This is a genomic window from Cyanobium sp. L1E-Cus, from assembly GCF_024345755.1.
Taxonomy (GTDB): domain Bacteria; phylum Cyanobacteriota; class Cyanobacteriia; order PCC-6307; family Cyanobiaceae; genus Cyanobium_A; species Cyanobium_A usitatum.
The window spans coordinates 59,302-76,336 of sequence record NZ_JAGQBS010000002.1 but is presented as its reverse complement, the minus strand read 5'-3'; the positions used below and the strand labels follow the sequence as shown (position 1 = coordinate 76,336).

The window sequence follows — 17,035 nt, the reverse complement described above, 5'->3', positions numbered from 1 at the left end:
TCAGTCGAGCTCGGTGAGCGGTTCGCCGCGCCGGGTGCGCAGTAACTGGTGATCCAGAGAACCCGGAGATTCAGCTCGGAGGTCGTTCAAGAAAGCCGGCAGATGGCTTTCCAGGGTGCCGCGACGCACGAAGGGGCCAAACCAATAAACAGCTTTGGGAGAGTGGGTTTCTACCCGTGCCCACCAGGCCAGGCCCAGACCATTAGCGCAGCTGCGCACTGGCCACAGCAGGGGATTCATGAGGCAGGAGCGGCTTGTAATCCATTCTGCCCGGCGTCGGTACCGTGGCTTGAGGGTTGAGTCACAGTTGAATATCCCCAAGGAAACCAGATTTGGCGGCTGGCTCCATACCCAGGTCAATAACCGGTTCCTGGTTGACCGGTTCCTGGTTGGCAAGTTCCTGGTTGAGCGTGATCGCTGCAGCAATCTGGTGCTCTTCCGATAGCTCTGACTGATCCTCTGGCTCGATTTCCGGCATTACCTCTTGCTCCAGCTCGGGCTCCTGATCGTGAAGAAGCTCAGGAGATCTATCCGGCTGGCTTGTGGGCAGTTGCTGGGCTTCTGCAGAACTCGCTTCGGTTGCCGTGGGCTCTTCCTCAGGCTCAGGGCTGGCGGCTGGAGCCGGCAGCTGGGGGCGCACCAAGCGGGGCGCGGGCTGGGAACCGCTCAACCCCTTCATCCAGCCACGCCGTGCCACCTCATAGAGCAGCAGGGCGGTAGCCACAGAGGCGTTAAGGCTTGGTGTGGCGCCACGCAGAGGGATGCGCACCAGCTGATCGCAGTTGCGGCGGGTGAGCATGGAGAGACCGTCACCCTCAGAGCCGGTGACAATGACCAAAGGCCCAGCTAGATCGGCCTCCTCCAGGCTGACAGTGCCTTCGGCTGCCAGACCCACTACCCGATAACCCTCCTGCTTGAGGGTGTCGAGGGCGCGGTTGAGGTTAACCACCCTTGCCACGGGCAAGTGCTCAAGAGCACCTGCTGCAACCTTGGCCACCGAGCCCGTAAGTCCAGCGCTGCGGCGCTGGGGCAAAACCAGGCCATGGGCACCCAGGGCTTCGGCACTACGCACAATTGCGCCGAGGTTCTGGGGATCAGTAAGACCGTCGACCGCCATCAGCAAGGCCGGCTCACCAATGGTTGCGCAGCCCTCCATCAGGGTCTGTAGATCAAGGGTCTCAGCTGCCGCTGTTTGCAGGGTGATGCCCTGGTGCACGGCACCTCCGGTGAGCTGACCCAGGCGCGCCCAGGTGACCTCCTCAACCAATACTCCCGATGCCTTGGCTTCTCGCAGCAGCTGCAGAAACTTGGGGCTGAAGCGCATTTCTGGAGTGCACCAGACGCGATGAATCGGTCGACCGCTCTCAAGTGCCGCCTGGGCTGGATGCCGGCCCCAGATCAAATCGGCGCTGGGATCGACGCTGTGGCGCTCCGCATCACCACTTGGGGGCAGGGTATCGGCGTCGACGATCAGCGGCTTGCCAGCAAACCTGCCAGGCGCTGGGCGGTTCCCCGTGTCAAAACGTCGGCCAACAGGGCGACCATCAGGGCGACCGGCCCCTTCAAAGCGACCCCCACCCTCAAAACGACGGCTATCTGGGCGACCAGAGTCGGGACGGCGGCCTTGGGGACGACCTTCAAAGCGGCCGCCGGGTCGCCGCTCGTAGGGCTTGCTGTCTGAGCCGGAGCGATCGCTGGAAAAACGGGGAGCAGGCGGACGGTCGAACGATGGTCGCTCGCTGTCACCACGCCGTTCAAATGGGCGGCGCTCGCCGCGACTACTGGGGCGGTCGGCTGGCCCATCGCGGCGGGGCTGGAAGCGGGAGACACCCCGGGGGGCGGGTCGTGCACCGGTCTCTCGCCGGGGCTCCCGATCTCTTGGCCCTTCACGGCCCTCACGGCCTTCTCTTCCCTCACGGCCCTCACGGCCTTCACCAGCTCCATCGCGGCGCCATTCAGGCTTGGGACCGCTGAAGCGGGGAGGACGGCCAGCCCCGCGGGCGCCGCCCCCCGTCCGCTTCTCGGGACGGCGTTCAAATCGTGGGCTCATGGCGTTGTCTGCAGGTTATGGATCGATCTCCTGCAAGTGATCTAGCAGCTCGGCTAACCGAGCAGGCTCGTGGAGAAACAACCAACCAAGCAGGGCCTCAAGGCCAGTTGCCTGGCCGTAGGCCGCCGCATCCCCCCGCCGGGGGCCCCTGCCAGCCCGATTGCGGCCCCGGCGCACAAGGTCTCGCTCCGCATCAGTGAGCTGTTGATCAAGCTTCTCCAGTGCCAGAGCCTGGGCGTCGGCACGCACTACCTGCACAACCTCCTGGTGCAGGGTGTGGGAACGGCCTGGACGCTGACAGCGCTGCAGGCGGTGATGAAGCTCCCAGACCGCATCACCCAGCCAGGCCAGCTGTAGCGGGCCTAATTCGGCTTGGGGAGGACGGGGGGCAAGGCCAGCTAGCCAGCTCGAAGCGGGCCGCAGCTCAGCCTTTCCCTGCTCAAGCGGCGAGGTTGCCAAGGGCTGTTTCGAGGTCGGGCTGAAGGTGCAGAAATTCTTCTAGGCGCACCAGCTTCACGGTTTGAACAACCCGGGCATTACCCACCACCAAAAATTTCTGCTTATCGCCGTTGCACTGCTTAGCAAGCTGGACCAAGGCGCCAAGACCGGACGAGTCGAGGAAGTCGATGTGGCTGAGGTCGATCACCAAAGGCTGACCATTGCCGCGGTGAGAGGCCACAAATTCGCCGAACTGTTTGTCGGAGTAGGCATCCAGCTGACCAGTGAAGCTGAACAGCTGGCAGTGGGCCTGCTGCTCGAAGCCTCCTCGCAGGGAGACAGTCAATCGCTGCAGGTCGTTGATGGCTCCAGTCCTCGATCCGTTCTGGGGCGAAGTGTAGGGAGCAATTTTGCCGCTGCAGAAGACGCAACAAAAATGTGTCAGCGGCGGCTGGCCATCAGGGCGGCGAAGCGCGCGAAGTGATGGTCGGCGTCGTGGGGACCGGGACTGGCCTCCGGGTGGTACTGAACACCAAACACCGGTGCCTCAAGCAGCTCCAGAGCAGCCACGGTTTGGTCGTTGAGGTTGTGGTGGGTTACCCGCACTCGGTCGGCGGGCAGGGATTCGGGTACGAGGGCAAAACCATGGTTTTGGCTGGTGATCTCCACCTGCCCTGGGCTGCCGCAAGGGTGATTTAAACCGCGATGGCCGTAGCCCAGTTTAAAAGTGGTGCCTCCAAGGGCCAGCCCCAGGATCTGGTGGCCAAGGCAGATGCCAAACAGGGGGAGATTGGGCAGGGCGATAAGACTTTTGGCGAGCTCAATAGCAGAGCTAACGGCGGCCGGATCGCCGGGCCCATTGGACAGGAACACTCCCTCGGGCTTGTAACTGAGAACCTGCTCCAAGCTGGCATCGGCTGGAAGCACGGTCACCTCGCAGCCGTGGGCCGCAAGACGCTCGAGGATCGCCCGCTTGATGCCGAAATCAATGGCCACCACCCGGTAGGGGCGATCGGGCTGGGATTGCATACGGGCATCAAAAGCGACCCCACAGGTTTGATCCCAGTGATAAGGATTAGGAGTAGTAACTGATGCCGCCAGGTTTAGGCCCTGCATCGAAGGGGCCGAGCGGACTTGATCAAGCAGGGCAGAAGCCGAGGTGCCATCACTGCAAATTGCGCCGTTGATCGCGCCGCCATCACGTAAATGACGCACCAGAGCTCGCGTATCAATTGCTCGAATTCCAACTACGCCATGGCGTATAAGCCAGCCATCTAGATCACCCTCTGAGCGCCAGCTACTGGTACGAGGTGAAAGCTGGCGGGCAATCACCCCACGCACGTGGGGGCGATCCGCCTCCTGATCGGCGGCGTTGATCCCGGTATTGCCCAGTTCGGGGTAGGTAAAGGTGACCAACTGCCCGGAGTAACTCGGGTCGGTCATGACCTCCTGATAGCCGGTCATGCCGGTGTTGAACACCACTTCTCCGATGGCCGTGCCCCGGGCCCCGAAGGACTCACCCCTCAGCACGGTGCCGTCGGCCAACACCAGCAAGGCAGTGGCAGCGGACTCGCTCACGGGTTCAGGGCAGTTGCTTTGATCATCCCGCAACGGGGGCTGGCAGGGCGGCGCGCAGCCGCTCTAGAACTTTCCAGCCAGCTCCATTGGCGATGGCCTGCTGGGCCAAGCTCAGACCAGCTGCGACTGAGTCGGTCAAACCAGCGGCCCACAGCACCAGCGCTGCGTTGAGGGCCACCACATCAGCCTGGGCGCGGCTAGCTCGACCCTGGAGCACAGCTTCGAGGATAGCTCGGTTGGTGGCGAGATCTCCACCTGCCAGATCGGCGATCGGGGCAAGCTGCAAGCCCAATGCCTCAGGGTCGAGCTGGTCGCTGCTCACAACACCAGATTTCACCAGTCGCAGCGAATTAACTCCAGCAAGGGAGGCCTCATCAAGGCCGCCCTGACCATGCACAACCACAGCCCTGCGCAGCCCCAGCCGGGCCAGAGCCTCAGCCATCGGATCGAGCAGATCAGGCCGGGCCACCCCGAGCACCTGGGCCTCAGGCCGCAGGGGATTTACCAATGGGCCCAGCAGATTGAAAACAGTCCGCACCCCCAGGCTGCGGCGCAGGGGGGCCAGCCCCACCAGCGCCGGATGCCAACCAGGGGCAAACAAAAAAGTCACCCCCGCACTTGGTAAAGCACCAATCACCTGCTCCTGGGGGGCCTGCAAGTGAATGCCCACTGCCTCCAGCACATCGGCTGATCCCACCCGACCACTGGCACTGCGGTTGCCGTGCTTAGCCACGTTGGCGCCACAGGCGGCAGCCACAAACGCCACAGCCGTTGAAATATTGAAGCTGTCGGCCCCATCGCCACCGGTGCCACAGGTATCGACAAGCGCGATAGAAGGGCGGGAAGCCGGCAGCGGACAAGCTTCTCGCAAGACCTCAGCCATGGCTGCCAGCTCCTCGCCATTAACTCCCTTGGCTCGCAAGGCGGCCAGCAACCCTCCGGTAAGCACTGGATCGATCTGTTCGCTCAGCCAGCCCTGCATCAGCGCGGTGGCCTGTTGGGCCGACAGCGACTCGCCATTGAGCAGCTGGTCCAACAGGGCAGGCCAGGACTGAACAGTGGGCATAGCTAGTAAAAAGCCCGGGTGCAAAGCACTCCGGGCCGGGTGATGGGGACCTATCCACTATCACCCGAAGAAGGGGTAAATGGCGATGACTGCCTTGGCAAAATGTCAGGTCTGCTCCTGGTCAGCGGTGTCAAAGCTGGAGCCCACCGCCTCACTGGCTGCTGGTGCGGGCCGAAAACCTTTTGCCCAGATTGCCTGGGTGCGGCTGTGCAGATCTTCACGGCTAATTCCCCACAAGCGCAGGGTCTTGGCCAAATCTGAGCTGAGATCACGGGCACCGGGAAAGGCCTCGTAGCGCATCAACAAACGGGCAGCATCAACCAGGTGGTGGTCGGCTGGCACCTCAGCGGCAAGCAGCCGATCCACCACCTCGCGATCCGTGGCGTAAAGGGGATGGCTTTGATCATTGCTGCCGGATTGGGAAGGAGCGGAAGCCATGGCGCAGCTGTTGCTGAGGCCAGCCTGCCGGAAAAGCAGCTGCCTAGGTTGGTGGGACCTGTGAAAACGGCCCCTGATGGGAGCCTTACGGCTGGATCTGATCCGTCGCTACCTTCGGCCCCATCGCAAGGTGGTGTTAATCGGCGTCGCCGCCCTTGTGGTGGTGAACCTGCTGAGCGTCTCCATTCCCCTTTTGGTGCGGCGGGTAATCGACGACCTGCAGGATGGTTTCGCACTTCAAGACGTGCTGGCTCAGGCGGCGCTGATCGTCGCCCTGGCAACGGTGATGGGGGCGGTGCGGCTCTACTCACGCATGCTGGTGTTTGGGGTAGGCCGGCAGGTGGAGGCCGAGCTCAAACAACAGATTTTTGATCACCTGCTCAAGCAGGAACCCGGCTGGGTGCAGACCACAGGCAGCGGCGAGGTGATCAGCCGAGCCACCTCCGACGTCGAAAACGTGCGCAGGCTCCTGGGCTTCGCCGTGCTGAGCCTCACCAACACGGTGCTGGCCTACGCGCTCACCTTGCCAGCGATGCTCTCCATCGACGGCTGGTTGACCCTGGCGGCGGTTGGGCTCTACCCCCTGATGTTGATGGTGGTGCGCCTGTTTGGCGGTCGCATGATGCGCCAGCAACGCCGCCAGCAGGAGGCCTTGGCCTCCTTAAGCGACCTGATCCAGGAGGACCTCTCCGGCATCAGCGCCATCAAGATCTACGGCCAGGAGAGCACCGAGCAGACCGCCTTCGCCGGTCGCAACCGCATCTACCGGGATGCTGCCCTGAATCTGGCCCGCACCCGCAGCACCCTGTTTCCTCTGCTGGAGGGCATCTCGTCCATCAGCCTGCTGCTGCTACTCGCCTTGGGCAGTGGCCAACTTGAAAGTGGCCGCCTCAGCATCGGCGACCTGGTCGCCTTGATTCTGTTTGTGGAGCGGCTGGTGTTCCCCACTGCCCTGCTTGGGTTCACCCTCAACACCTTCCAAACCGGCCAGGTGAGCCTGGAGCGGGTAGAGGAGCTGCTGCGACGGCGGCCCTTGATCGTTTCTTCAGCTTCACCAACTCCCCCAGCCAAGCCCGGTCGGGGGGCTGTGGAGGCCCGCGGCCTCACCGTGCGGTATCCCAACGCGCCTCGACCAGCCCTGGTGGACGTCAGTTTTGAGCTCCACCCCGGCGAACTTGTGGCAGTGGTGGGGCCCGTGGGCTGCGGCAAAACCACCCTGGCCCGTGCCCTGGGGCGCATGGTCGAGGTCGATCCCGGCCAACTTTGGCTCGATGGGGTCGACATCACCTCTCTGGATTTGGCTGAACTGCGGGGACAGGTGGGCTTAGTACCCCAAGAGGGCTATTTGTTTACCGCGAGCCTGGCCGACAACCTGCGTTATGGCGAGCCGGATGCGCCGTTTGAGCGGGTCGAGGCAGCAGCTCGCCAGGCCAGGCTTGAGGGCGACATCAAGGGATTTCCCGACGGCTACCAGACCCTGGTGGGGGAGAGAGGCATCACCCTTAGCGGCGGCCAGCGACAACGCACAGCCCTGGGGCGGGCCCTACTGGTTCGCACCCCCCTATTGGTGCTTGATGACGCCCTAGCCAGCGTCGATAACACCACCGCTGCCGAGATCCTGCGCACGATTCGCAGTGAGCAGGCCAATGCCCAGTCAAATGACCAAGGTCTGGGTCGCACCGTATTGATGATCAGCCATCAGTTGTCGGCGGCTGCCGCCTGTGATCGAGTGCTGGTGCTCGAAGAGGGCCTGCTAGTGCAGCAGGGCCACCACAGCGAGCTTGTGGCTGAGCGCGGCACCTACCGTCGCCTTTGGGATAGGGAGCAGGCAACGGAACAGTTGAGGTCTGCCGGCTGATCTCAATACTTGTTGAGCTGTTCAGCCAAGTGACCTAGATGGGGCTTAGGTGGATGGTGTCGCCTTTTGCGTTCCACGCCTAGGAGCATCCATGGAGCCAGTTGCCCCGATTACCGGCTTGCCCTACCGGCTGCGCTGCACCCTGACCTTTGGCGACATCTACGGGCAGATTTTGATCTGGATGCTGGTGATCTTCGCCAGCCTGGCGGCTGGCTTGGCCTTGATGGGGGCCAGCAAGCCGATCTTTGCCCTTGTGGGTGTGGGCCTGATCCTGGTGCTTTCCCTGCCGTTCCTGCTGTTCGCCTTCACCACCACTCTTCTTAATCACATTGCCTTTGAGCCCGACGCGGCAACTAAAGGGACTCTCTAGGCTCCGATTTCATTGCAATTAGCAGCGTGTTCGGCCTGTTTCAGGGCACCCCTCAGGCCCAAGCTCCCCACGTTGTACTGGGCACCCCAATTGATGCAGCCATAAAGGGCGGCCAGTCAGAGGTGGTTTTCGGTTGCGGCTGCTTTTGGGGGGCCGAAAAGGGCTTTTGGCGCCTGCCTGGCGTGGTTACAACAGCCGTGGGCTACGCCGGTGGCTCAATCCAGCAACCCAGCTACGACCAGGTCTGCTCTGGACGCACGGGCCACAGCGAGGTTGTGCGGGTGGTCTGGGATACGGCCCTGATCGATTTCAGCGATTTGCTGAAGCTGTTCTGGGAGTGCCACGACCCCACCCAGGGGAATCGCCAGGGCAATGATCGGGGCAGCCAGTACCGCTCGGTGATTTATGCGGATGATCCTGGTCTGGTGGCCCTAGCAGAGGCCAGCCGCGACGCCTACCAGGCCCTGTTGAGCAGTGCTGGCTTTGGGGAGATCACCACTGAGCTGCGCAGCAATCAAACCCTTTGGTACGCGGAGCCATATCACCAGCAATATCTAGCCAAACCCGGCAGCCGGCCTTACTGCTCGGCCCAGCCAAGCGGCCAAAGGCTCGGGGAATTTGCGGGCTCGGCCTACAAGCTCGATCCACGGGTGTGGTCTTCCTATGACTGGACGGTGGCCCACTGCGTGTTGCGGGGGGAGAATGCCCCAATTCAGCTGGCCTGAGCATGTCCATGCCGCTGCTTGCCCTCGCCTTGCTCTCAATGGGGTCGCCCTGGTGGGAGGACTACGGCATCACCGAACAATTCATCTGCCCCGATCAGAGCCGGGTCACCCTGGAGCGCAATGACGCCCAAGCCTCCCTGCTCACCGGACGCTTCCGCTCCACCATGTTTCGCGAGGCCTCAGACCTACCAGGCATCCGTTATCGCAACGAGCAACTGACCTTGGTACTCAGAGGCGATGTGCTGACTATGGAGCAGCAATTCAGAAGGTTGGAGTGTCTGCGCACTGACCAGGTATGAGCAGGAAAGCGCTGTGAACCCCTTACCGGATCGCCTGGTGATTCTTGGGTTACTCATCACCCTGGGGCTCTGCTTTGCCCTGATCTTCTGGAGCGTCAAACTGAACCCGAGGCCCGAACCCCAGCTGCAATGGCGCGATAGGCCCTCCGGTCAGCCGACCGGTCAGCCGTCCGGCTGGTTGAACGACCCCAAGGCCCCCCTGCTGTGAGCAAGCTCGAGCCCAGGCCACGCAACCGCCCCCTGCATCCTCTGCCTAAGGGGCTTGTGGAGCTCTATGGGTTGCTGGCCGTGTTGTTTGTGCTGGTGCCTGAGTGGATGGCTGGCGGCGCCCTGCTGAGCTTCTCAGCCAATCGCAAAGGTTCGGACCTGCCTGCGGCCTCAGCCGTATGGAGCCGCTTGCCCGAATTGCGGCTGGCAGGCCTGGGGGTCGGTGAACTGCGGCAACTAGCCCGTCGCCTGCGGGTTCCTGGGTATGCAGTTTTGGGACGGGAGCGCCTCACAGAACGGCTGATACGCCGGCTGAAACAGCGCAAAGCGCTGTGGTAACTTCGATCTGCCGGGGCGTAGCGCAGCTTGGTAGCGCACCACTTTGGGGTAGTGGGGGTCGCAGGTTCAAATCCTGTCGCTCCGATTTCGACAATTCACCGATTACCAAGGTGACCTTCTTCCATGCCGGCTTCCCCAGCCGGTTTTTTTATGCCCCGCCGCCGCTTGCCGTTAGGGCATGCAGGCAATTAGGGCAACCTGGTGCTCACATTCAGACGTTCCAACCAGAGATTGACGCGACGTCGCAGCCGGGGCGGCACCTCCTGCAGCAGCTGACCCAGCTCATGGGCGCCGACCCTGCGCAGATCGCGCACATCGACCCGCCAAAGCCCCTCGGCTTCGCGGATCAGCCGTGCCCAAGTGCGCACGGCCTGCCAGCGGAACAGCCGCTGCCGCGGCATCCGACCAGCCATGGATCCATGACAACTACCAACTCAGCCTGTGGCGGTCACGGCCAAATGGCGATAACGCGCCGTTCGGCTTCGGAGATTGGAAGAAAAACCATGACTAATGGGCACCAGTTCCGGGCGTTCAGGCCACTTCTGAATCGGCCTCCACCCTCTGGACCTCAAAAGCCAGTGCCTGGGCTTGGCGCGTGCTGAGTCGACGACTCCAGGCGCCTCGCACCGGTTCATTCCAGCGAAAGCCTGCCTGTTTGGCCTTATGCCGTTCGGCATAGGGAAGATTGGCCCGATAGAGCAGCTTCGGCTCCATAGCTGCATTCAAGAGGTCTTCGAGGTTGGCGCATCGCTCCAATACTTGAACTAGGTAAGTGCAATCGGTAAGGGCCCGATGGGCAGCCCACACCGGCACCCCGTAGGCCAAGGCCAGATCGCGCACCGAAGGGGCCGTCCTCAGGTGTCGCTCAGGCGGCCACTCGATATCGTCCATCGAGCAGATCCATGGCTTGTCAATAGCCGGCAGCGGTCCCAGCCCAAACCACTTCGCATCAAAGGCTGCGTTGTGGGCGAGCACCGCATCGGCCCCGGCGAGCAGGGCAAGGAAATGCTGGAGGCCCGCCTGCCAGGGCTGGGAGAGTCTGGTCACTTCAGCAGCAATGCCATTGACATGCTCCGCCGGGTTGGCAGCAGCTGGCAAAAGAAAGGAAACCTGGCTCAATACCGACCTACTGGGTACATGAAACAGAACTGCTCCGACCTCGATGCACTGGGCTGAAACCGGCTCCAGACCCGTGGTCTCCGTGTCCAGGATCAGCAGGTTGATAAGTGCTGATCGGGATTGTGGATCGCAGTTGGAAGGGCTGGGATCACGAACCACAACCTGCTTGGGCTGGGGCGCTGGGCTCAAGGCCGGGGTTGCACTCACCAGGCTCAGCAGGTCGCTCTGCTGCCAGAGGCTTGGCTGTTCCTCGATAGGGCCAGTCACATCTGCCTGCGTCGCTCAACCCATCGTCCCAGCCCACCGCTAGAAAAACAGCTACGACTTGAACAACGACTACGGCAACCAGGACAGCTGCCTAGGGTGAAAACGATTGCCCAATTTGATTTAGATGGCACTTGCCGCCGGAGATCGAGCCCCCCTAGTTGCCCTTAATGATCAAAATGGTGAGGGGCACCGCAGCGATCAGCTAGCCGGCAAGGCATTGGTGCTGTTCTTCTATCCAAAGGACCACACCCCAGGCTGCATCGCTGAAGCCTGTGCCTTCCGTGACAGCTACGCCGACCTTCAGTCCCTGGGAGCTGAGGTGTGGGGTGTCAGCGGCGACGACCAGGCCAGCCACCAGCGCTTTGCCAGTCGTCACAACCTGCCCTTCCCGCTTCTGGTGGACCAAGGCAACGCCCTACGCAAAGCCTTCGGAGTGCCAAATGTGCTTGGGTTGCTGCCAGGCCGGGCCACCTACGTGATCGACGGCGAAGGCGTAATCCGCCATGTGTTTAACAACCTTCTTGATGGCGCAGCCCATCGCAACGAAGCGCGGGCGGCCTTGCAACGCCTCGCCCTCTGACCATGACTGGCTGGCGGCAGCGCGGCGATATCTGGCAACTGGAGGCCAAGCGACCCAACCGCGGCACGCTCGAATTCATCGGTGGCAGTTACCTGGCGGCGACCCCCCAACTCAGCTACCGCCGGCTTCTGGAGGCACTCGCGGCTAGGGGCTGGCGGATTAGGGCCTGGACCTATGTGCCTGGCTTCGACCACCAGGATCAGGCCAATAACGCCTGGCGCCGGTTCCGTCAGCTGCGTGATGCGGATGGAGAAGAGGGCGACTCCAGCAGGTTGATGTTGCGACTTGGCCACAGCCTGGGCTGCAAGCTGCACCTGCTGGCACCCGATGGGGGGCGGGGGGGCGCCGGCCTAGTGGCCTTGAGCTTCAACAACTTCTCAGCCGAGCGCTCGATACCACTGCTGGCGGAGCTCGGTCAGCAGTTCAACTTTCGCAGCGAGTTCAGCCCCTCACCGGAGGAAACCCTGCAGCAGGTGGCTCGCACCTATCTCCAACCCCGCAACTTATTGGTGCGATTCAATCGAGACCAAATCGACCAAAGCCAACGGCTGCTGGGGGTGCTGCAAGGTCGCAGTGGAGATGCCAGCCTGCTGAAGGAATTCCCGGGCGATCATCTCGCCCCCGCTAGCGCGGGGCTGCGACAGAGCCTGCTGGGCCAGTGGGCCGACGATCCCGCTAAAAGAAGATCCCTGGATGGCATCGCAGCCGCGGTTGATGCTTGGGCCAGCGGGTCCTAGATTTGACTCTTCCCTTCGGGGCTAGACAATTGTGGGTATCAGTCGGGGACTTGCTCCGAAGCAGGAGCCAGCCTCATTGGTCACTTCGATGGTTGCTGAGAGCTGGGTCAAGGTAGGCGCCTCTTCGTTAAACGACACCGGCCAGGCCCTTGAGCAGGCACTTCAGGCTCTGCAGTGCCCCCAGGATCCCAAGCTGATCGTGGCCCTGCTTGCGCCAAATTTTGATCTGGCGGCGATAGCCGAGCAGCTCCATGGGACCTTTCCCCATACGCAGGTGATTGGATGCACAACATCTGGCGAAATCACCCCAGACGGTGCGGTGGCCAATTCCCTGGTGCTGTGGGCCCTGGGAGGCTCGGCAATCGAGGTGAGTACGGGTTCTGGTCAGGGTGATGCCCACGGCCTGCGCCAGGCTGCAACCGAGGCCGCCCACTGCCTGGACCATCTTGAGCAACGGGCCAATACGGTCTTGATCGTGCTCTCCGATGGCCTTTGCGGTGATCAAATGGATGTGGTGCGCGGCGCCTACGACGTAGCTGGAATAGACGTTCCCCTGGTGGGAGGCTGCGCCGGCGACTATCTGGCGATGAGCCGAACCCGGCAGATCCATGGCCGTAGGGTTATGACTCAGGCAGTGGTGGCAGCAGCAGTTAGTTCCGACCGCCCCTTAGGCATCGGCGTAAGCCACGGCTGGACCCCAGCAAGTGACCCTATGTTGGTCACTGGGAGCAAGGGAAACATTCTGTCGACTTTGGAAGATAAGCCAGCACTAGATGTATACCTTGATTTCTTCAATCCGGAAGATATTGTTCGGACCGATCCCACCGCATTCGCCAATTTTGCCGCGACTCACCCCATTGGAATACGCCGGCGAGATAAAATCGAGATGCGTCATGTCACCGGCTTCAACCTCGATAGGCGAGAACTGATCTTGGTGGCAGAGGTTCCCCAGGGAGCCTTGGCTTTCCTCACTGAAGGCAATTTCGACTCGGTTCTTAATGCGGCGGCTCAGTCCTGCATTACGGCTGTGGATGCCCTAAACGGGGTTCCGCCGGCTGGCTTACTGCTATTCGACTGCGTCTCACGAAGGGCAGTATTTACAGAAGAGCGAGTACATGAAGAAACTGATTTAATTACCAGTAGTTGCGGGGCCATACCGATGGCAGGGTTCTACACCTATGGGGAAATTGCCCGCACAAAAGGCGCAGGAGGTTTTCATAACCAAACCCTCGTAACTCTGGCGATCGGCTAATGGAGACCACCTCCTGGTCCCTGCACATGCTTTCTGAGATCCTCTCAGCCTTCTCCACGGAGGATCCAGATAATCTCCGCAATGTGCTCAACCGGGTGGCTGAGTCAGTTGATGCCGAGGTGGCCGCAATCATCTGCAATCGATCGATTGACTGGTGCATCGGGCTATCAGAAGATGACCGGCAACTACTTCTGGAGGAATTAAACAATCAACCCAGCGATATCACTATACGTTCAGGTATTTTACGTACCTGTTGGGCTCCTATGGGGCCCATGGACCTGCTGTTTGTGGGCCGTCTTGGCGAACGCTTTGACTTGGAAGAACGTTCCCTGCTTCGGGCTATGGCTCGTAGTATCGAACTAAGTATAAAAATGCTTAGGGCTGTTACATCGGAGAGAGAGGCACGTAAGGACGCCCTTCTTCAAGCAACTCATGACGCCCTTACTGGACTGCCCAATCGGCGCATGGTGCTGGACCGCCTGCAGGCGGCGGTTGATCATCTGTCTGTAGATAGCTCCCTTTTGACCGCGGTGCTTTTTATCGATATTGATCGCTTCAAGTGGATCAACGATGCCTATGGACACAGCGCCGGCGACCAACTACTAATTCACGTCAGTCGTGTCCTAAAACACGTCGTTCGCCATGATGATCTAGTCGGTCGTCTATCGGGAGATGAATTTATCGTTATCATCCGAACAAGCCACCGAGATGATGCCGGTCAATTGGCCAGCCGGATTATCGCGGAAATCCGCCAGCCCGTGAATGTTGCTGGCTCCGAACTCAGCCACACCGTGTCGATCGGCATCAGCTTTGCCCAACTAGGAGATAGCCCATCAACTCTGCTGGAAAATGCCGACATGGCTATGTATCAGGCAAAGGCCTTAGGCCGTGGTCGCCACTCAACCTTTCATTCGACCATGCGTCTGCAAGCCCAACAACGTCTCTCGTTAGAGGAGTCCATCGGCAATGCGGTGCAAAACGGGGAAATAAAACCCTTTTTACAACCCATCTTCCGCCTCGTTGACAAAACCCTCACAGGCTTTGAAGCCCTGGTTCGCTGGCAACATCCCCAACTAGGACTGCTGATGCCCGCCGCCTTTCTGGAACAAGCCGAGGACAGTGGCCTGATCCAGGAGATCGACATGTGTGTGTTTGCGATCGCCTGCGCTGCTATCGCCAGGTGGCAGCAGATTCACGGCCTAGGCAATCTGAGATTGTCTTCAAACCTGTCTGCCCGCAGTCTTGCCGACCCACGGGTGAAGGACCGTATCAAAGAAATCCTAGAATCAACAGGGATCAATCCAGTTAGTGTTTACCTAGAGATTACAGAAACAACCCTTGTTGATGACATTGAATCGACAACGGCTACTATCAACGCACTGCGGGATCTTGGCCTAAGACTGGCAATTGATGATTTCGGCACGGGGTATTCATCATTGCTATACCTAAAGCGCTTCCCGGTAGGGGTTCTTAAAATTGATCGTTCATTTGTGAGCGGATTGGGAAAGAATCCAGAAGATGAGGTGATTGCAACCACAATCCTCACCCTCGCCAAGGCTCTCGAACTGGAGGTAGTGGCTGAAGGAGTGGAAAGTGAGGCCCAGCTGAATCGCATGCGCGAATTGGGTTGTGATTACGGCCAGGGATACTGGTTTGGACGTCCAATCACCATTGAGTCAACGGACGTCGCCTTCATCGAACCGCTTCGCCAGGCTCCCTTAATCCCCTAAACCCTTAGGGCATCGAGTACGGAACGGTCCTCCAAGGTGGAGGTATCACCAGTCACTTCCTGGCCAGAGGCCAGGGCCCGCAGGATGCGGCGCATGATTTTGCCGCTACGGGTTTTGGGCAGGGAATCGGTGAAACGAATTTCATCGGGCTTGGCGATCGGCCCGATCTCTTTGCCCACATGAGCCCGCAAATCGGCAATCAGGGCGTCGTCGCCGCTGCGACCCGCCTCCAAGGTCACAAAGGCCACGATCCCCTCACCCTTGAGCTCATCGGGCCGGCCCACCACCGCCGCCTCAGCCACCGCGGGATGGCTCACAAGAGCACTCTCAATTTCCATCGTGCCCAGTCGGTGACCACTCACGTTGATCACGTCATCAACGCGGCCCATTACCCAGAAATAACCGTCGGCGTCACGGCGGGCGCCATCACCGGCGAAATACAAGTAGGAGCCATCGGCGGGTCTGATCTCCTCCCAGTAGCTCTTGCGGAAGCGCTCCGGATCACCATGCACGGTGCGCATCATCCCTGGCCAAGGCCTACGCACCGCCAGGTAGCCACCGGCATCAGCCGGCTGGGAAACGCCGTCCATGTCAACGATGTCGGCGGCGATTCCCGGCAGGGGCAGGGTGCAGGAGCCGGGTTTGGTGGGGGTGGCGCCGGGCAGGGGACTGATCATCACGCCGCCGGTCTCGGTCTGCCACCAGGTGTCCACCACCGGGCAGCGGTTATGGCCGATCACGTCGCGATACCACATCCAGGCCTCGGGATTGATCGGCTCACCAACGCTGCCGAGGATCCGCAGCGAGCTCATGTCGTATTGATCGGGCACGGCTCGGCCGCTCTTCATGAAGGCCCGGATCGCCGTGGGGGCGGTGTAGAAAATCGTGCAGCGATGCTTCTGAATAACTTCCCAGAAGGCACCTGGCTTGCTCGGCCTGGGAGCACCCTCATACATCACCGTGGTGGCGCCGTTGGAGAGCGGCCCGTAGACGATGTAGCTATGGCCGGTGATCCAGCCCACATCGGCGGTGCACCAGTGGATGTCGTCCTCACGGATGTCGAAGATCCACTGGAAGGTGAGGTGGGCCCAGAGGTTGTAGCCGGCGGTGGTGTGTACCACCCCCTTGGGTTTGCCTGTGGAGCCAGAGGTGTAGAGCACAAATAGGCGGTCTTCGCTGGCCATGGGCTCGGTGGGGCACTCTGGGCTCTGGCCATCCACCAGCTCATGCCACCAGTGGTCGCGACCCGCCGTCATGGCGCAGTCGCCCTTAATCCGTTGAACCACCAGCACATGACCAACGCTGGGTGCGCCGCCATTAGCCGCGAGTGCTTCATCCACCGCCGGCTTGAGGGGCACGGGCTTGTCCTTACGGAAGCCACCATCGGCGGTGATCACAGCCTTCACCTGGCCATCGATCAGCCGATCCCGCAGGGCATCGGCCGAGAAGCCGCCAAACACCACCGAGTGGGGGGCGCCGATGCGGGCACAGGCCAACATGGCAATGGCTGCCTCCGGAATCATCGGCATGTAAAGGGCAACTAGGTCCCCCTTACCGATGCCAAGAGCCTTGAGTGCATTGCTCGCCTTACACACCTCCGCATGCAGTTGGCGGTAGGTAAAGCTGAGGCTGTCTCCGGGCTCCCCTTCCCAAATCAGGGCTGTCTTATCGGCGCGAGGGCTATCGAGGTGGCGATCGAGGCAATTGAAGCTCAGGTTGGTAGTGCCTCCCTCAAACCACTTGGCGAAAGGCGGATCACTCCAATCAAGCACCGAATCGAAAGGCTCAAACCAGTGCAGCTCACTGCGGGCTAGGTCGCCCCAGAAGGCATCGGGATCACTTTCCGCCTTGCTGCATAGGGCCCGGTATTCATCCAGAGAGCCAATACGGGCCGAGGCGGCCAGCTCAGCTGGCGGCGCAAACAACCGTTGCTCCTGGAGCACCGATTCGATCGTCGGGCCCGTTGTGGCATCAGGCATGGG

Annotated in this window: 20 protein-coding genes and 1 tRNA gene; 11 read left to right on the top strand and 10 right to left on the bottom strand. The window is 61.1% G+C overall.

Annotation, left to right across the window (positions count from 1 at the left end; translation table 11 throughout):
* The 7 genes from KBZ22_RS00430 to KBZ22_RS00400 form a co-directional block, all read right to left on the bottom strand.
* Window positions 1-240, bottom strand: coding sequence for a DUF1816 domain-containing protein (locus KBZ22_RS00430; RefSeq protein ID WP_254942822.1), 240 nt, complete (start codon window positions 238-240; stop codon window positions 1-3).
* A gap of 61 nt (window positions 241-301) precedes the next feature.
* Entirely contained in the window at window positions 302-2,050 is a 1,749-nt protein-coding gene (gene rlmB, locus KBZ22_RS00425) for a 23S rRNA (guanosine(2251)-2'-O)-methyltransferase RlmB (RefSeq protein ID WP_255020621.1), read from the bottom strand.
* A 15-nt stretch (window positions 2,051-2,065) separates the two neighbouring features.
* Window positions 2,066-2,473, bottom strand: a complete 408-nt coding sequence (locus tag KBZ22_RS00420; RefSeq protein ID WP_255020926.1) for a ribonuclease III domain-containing protein — start codon at window positions 2,471-2,473, stop codon at window positions 2,066-2,068.
* 16 nt (window positions 2,474-2,489) lie between these two features.
* Window positions 2,490-2,834, bottom strand: a complete 345-nt coding sequence (locus KBZ22_RS00415; protein ID WP_254997131.1) for an STAS domain-containing protein — start codon at window positions 2,832-2,834, stop codon at window positions 2,490-2,492.
* Between the two features lie 95 nt (window positions 2,835-2,929).
* Window positions 2,930-4,066 (bottom strand): glutamine-hydrolyzing carbamoyl-phosphate synthase small subunit, encoded by a 1,137-nt coding sequence (gene carA / locus KBZ22_RS00410; protein WP_255020620.1) that lies wholly within the window; start codon window positions 4,064-4,066, stop codon window positions 2,930-2,932.
* A gap of 22 nt (window positions 4,067-4,088) precedes the next feature.
* Window positions 4,089-5,132 (bottom strand): anthranilate phosphoribosyltransferase, encoded by a 1,044-nt coding sequence (trpD, locus tag KBZ22_RS00405; RefSeq protein ID WP_255020617.1) that lies wholly within the window; start codon window positions 5,130-5,132, stop codon window positions 4,089-4,091.
* A 105-nt stretch (window positions 5,133-5,237) separates the two neighbouring features.
* Window positions 5,238-5,570: a DUF3288 family protein gene (locus tag KBZ22_RS00400; protein ID WP_106501873.1), complete on the bottom strand. Its 333-nt coding sequence runs from the start codon at window positions 5,568-5,570 to the stop codon at window positions 5,238-5,240.
* Window positions 5,571-5,646: 76 nt separating this feature from the next.
* Here KBZ22_RS00400 and KBZ22_RS00395 point away from each other — a divergent pair, with 76 nt between their 5' ends.
* From KBZ22_RS00395 to KBZ22_RS00365, 7 genes are all read left to right on the top strand, one after another.
* Window positions 5,647-7,428, top strand: a complete 1,782-nt coding sequence (locus KBZ22_RS00395) for an ABC transporter ATP-binding protein (protein ID WP_255020615.1) — start codon at window positions 5,647-5,649, stop codon at window positions 7,426-7,428.
* A gap of 91 nt (window positions 7,429-7,519) precedes the next feature.
* Window positions 7,520-7,798, top strand: coding sequence for a hypothetical protein (locus KBZ22_RS00390; protein WP_254961114.1), 279 nt, complete (start codon window positions 7,520-7,522; stop codon window positions 7,796-7,798).
* A gap of 26 nt (window positions 7,799-7,824) precedes the next feature.
* Entirely contained in the window at window positions 7,825-8,523 is a 699-nt protein-coding gene (gene msrA / locus KBZ22_RS00385) for a peptide-methionine (S)-S-oxide reductase MsrA (RefSeq protein WP_255020613.1), read from the top strand.
* Between the two features lie 2 nt (window positions 8,524-8,525).
* A complete protein-coding gene (locus KBZ22_RS00380) occupies window positions 8,526-8,822 on the top strand; it encodes a hypothetical protein (RefSeq protein ID WP_106501877.1) in 297 nt (98 codons plus the stop codon).
* A gap of 13 nt (window positions 8,823-8,835) precedes the next feature.
* A complete protein-coding gene (locus KBZ22_RS00375) occupies window positions 8,836-9,030 on the top strand; it encodes a hypothetical protein (RefSeq protein WP_254997140.1) in 195 nt (64 codons plus the stop codon).
* Window positions 9,027-9,368, top strand: a complete 342-nt coding sequence (locus KBZ22_RS00370) for a hypothetical protein (RefSeq protein ID WP_254931489.1) — start codon at window positions 9,027-9,029, stop codon at window positions 9,366-9,368. Before KBZ22_RS00375 ends, KBZ22_RS00370 begins: the two co-directional genes overlap by 4 nt.
* Before the next feature lie 11 nt (window positions 9,369-9,379).
* Window positions 9,380-9,453: transfer RNA gene (locus KBZ22_RS00365), tRNA-Pro, on the top strand.
* Window positions 9,454-9,556: 103 nt separating this feature from the next.
* On the opposite strand, the gene KBZ22_RS00360 is transcribed toward KBZ22_RS00365, so the two are convergent.
* Both KBZ22_RS00360 and KBZ22_RS00355 read right to left on the bottom strand, forming a co-directional pair.
* Window positions 9,557-9,769: a hypothetical protein gene (locus KBZ22_RS00360; RefSeq protein WP_396111391.1), complete on the bottom strand. Its 213-nt coding sequence runs from the start codon at window positions 9,767-9,769 to the stop codon at window positions 9,557-9,559.
* 130 nt (window positions 9,770-9,899) lie between these two features.
* Window positions 9,900-10,754, bottom strand: coding sequence for a 3'-5' exonuclease (locus KBZ22_RS00355; protein WP_255020611.1), 855 nt, complete (start codon window positions 10,752-10,754; stop codon window positions 9,900-9,902).
* A 124-nt stretch (window positions 10,755-10,878) separates the two neighbouring features.
* Between KBZ22_RS00355 and KBZ22_RS00350 the strand changes: the two genes are divergently transcribed.
* The 4 genes from KBZ22_RS00350 (at window position 10,879) to KBZ22_RS00335 (ending at window position 15,053) form a co-directional block, all read left to right on the top strand.
* Window positions 10,879-11,334, top strand: a complete 456-nt coding sequence (locus tag KBZ22_RS00350; protein ID WP_255020609.1) for a peroxiredoxin — start codon at window positions 10,879-10,881, stop codon at window positions 11,332-11,334.
* Between the two features lie 2 nt (window positions 11,335-11,336).
* Window positions 11,337-12,071 carry a DUF1350 family protein gene (locus tag KBZ22_RS00345; RefSeq protein WP_255020608.1) on the top strand — a complete coding sequence of 245 codons (735 nt, stop codon included), beginning with the start codon at window positions 11,337-11,339 and terminating at the stop codon, window positions 12,069-12,071.
* Window positions 12,072-12,159: 88 nt separating this feature from the next.
* The gene (locus tag KBZ22_RS00340) at window positions 12,160-13,323 is read left to right on the top strand and encodes an FIST signal transduction protein (protein ID WP_255020606.1); all 1,164 of its coding nucleotides are present in this window, start codon (window positions 12,160-12,162) and stop codon (window positions 13,321-13,323) included.
* Entirely contained in the window at window positions 13,323-15,053 is a 1,731-nt protein-coding gene (locus KBZ22_RS00335) for a bifunctional diguanylate cyclase/phosphodiesterase (RefSeq protein WP_255020605.1), read from the top strand. The genes KBZ22_RS00340 and KBZ22_RS00335 overlap by 1 nt, the downstream gene beginning before the upstream one ends.
* On the opposite strand, the gene acs is transcribed toward KBZ22_RS00335, so the two are convergent.
* Entirely contained in the window at window positions 15,050-17,032 is a 1,983-nt protein-coding gene (gene acs, locus KBZ22_RS00330; protein ID WP_255020603.1) for an acetate--CoA ligase, read from the bottom strand. The two genes, KBZ22_RS00335 and acs, sit on opposite strands and share 4 nt — an antisense overlap.
* Window positions 17,033-17,035 lie beyond the last annotated feature (3 nt).

Coding starts and splice junctions, on each gene's coding strand:
- KBZ22_RS00430 (WP_254942822.1), bottom strand. CDS start 240: ATGAATCCCCTGCTGTGGCCAGTGCGCAGCTGCGCTAATGGTCTGGGC.
- rlmB (WP_255020621.1), bottom strand. CDS start 2,050: ATGAGCCCACGATTTGAACGCCGTCCCGAGAAGCGGACGGGGGGCGGC.
- trpD (WP_255020617.1), bottom strand. CDS start 5,132: ATGCCCACTGTTCAGTCCTGGCCTGCCCTGTTGGACCAGCTGCTCAAT.
- KBZ22_RS00400 (WP_106501873.1), bottom strand. CDS start 5,570: ATGGCTTCCGCTCCTTCCCAATCCGGCAGCAATGATCAAAGCCATCCC.
- KBZ22_RS00395 (WP_255020615.1), top strand. CDS start 5,647: ATGGGAGCCTTACGGCTGGATCTGATCCGTCGCTACCTTCGGCCCCAT.
- KBZ22_RS00390 (WP_254961114.1), top strand. CDS start 7,520: ATGGAGCCAGTTGCCCCGATTACCGGCTTGCCCTACCGGCTGCGCTGC.
- KBZ22_RS00380 (WP_106501877.1), top strand. CDS start 8,526: ATGTCCATGCCGCTGCTTGCCCTCGCCTTGCTCTCAATGGGGTCGCCC.
- KBZ22_RS00360 (WP_396111391.1), bottom strand. CDS start 9,769: ATGCCGCGGCAGCGGCTGTTCCGCTGGCAGGCCGTGCGCACTTGGGCA.
- KBZ22_RS00350 (WP_255020609.1), top strand. CDS start 10,879: ATGGCACTTGCCGCCGGAGATCGAGCCCCCCTAGTTGCCCTTAATGAT.
- KBZ22_RS00345 (WP_255020608.1), top strand. CDS start 11,337: ATGACTGGCTGGCGGCAGCGCGGCGATATCTGGCAACTGGAGGCCAAG.
- KBZ22_RS00340 (WP_255020606.1), top strand. CDS start 12,160: ATGGTTGCTGAGAGCTGGGTCAAGGTAGGCGCCTCTTCGTTAAACGAC.
- KBZ22_RS00335 (WP_255020605.1), top strand. CDS start 13,323: ATGGAGACCACCTCCTGGTCCCTGCACATGCTTTCTGAGATCCTCTCA.
- acs (WP_255020603.1), bottom strand. CDS start 17,032: ATGCCTGATGCCACAACGGGCCCGACGATCGAATCGGTGCTCCAGGAG.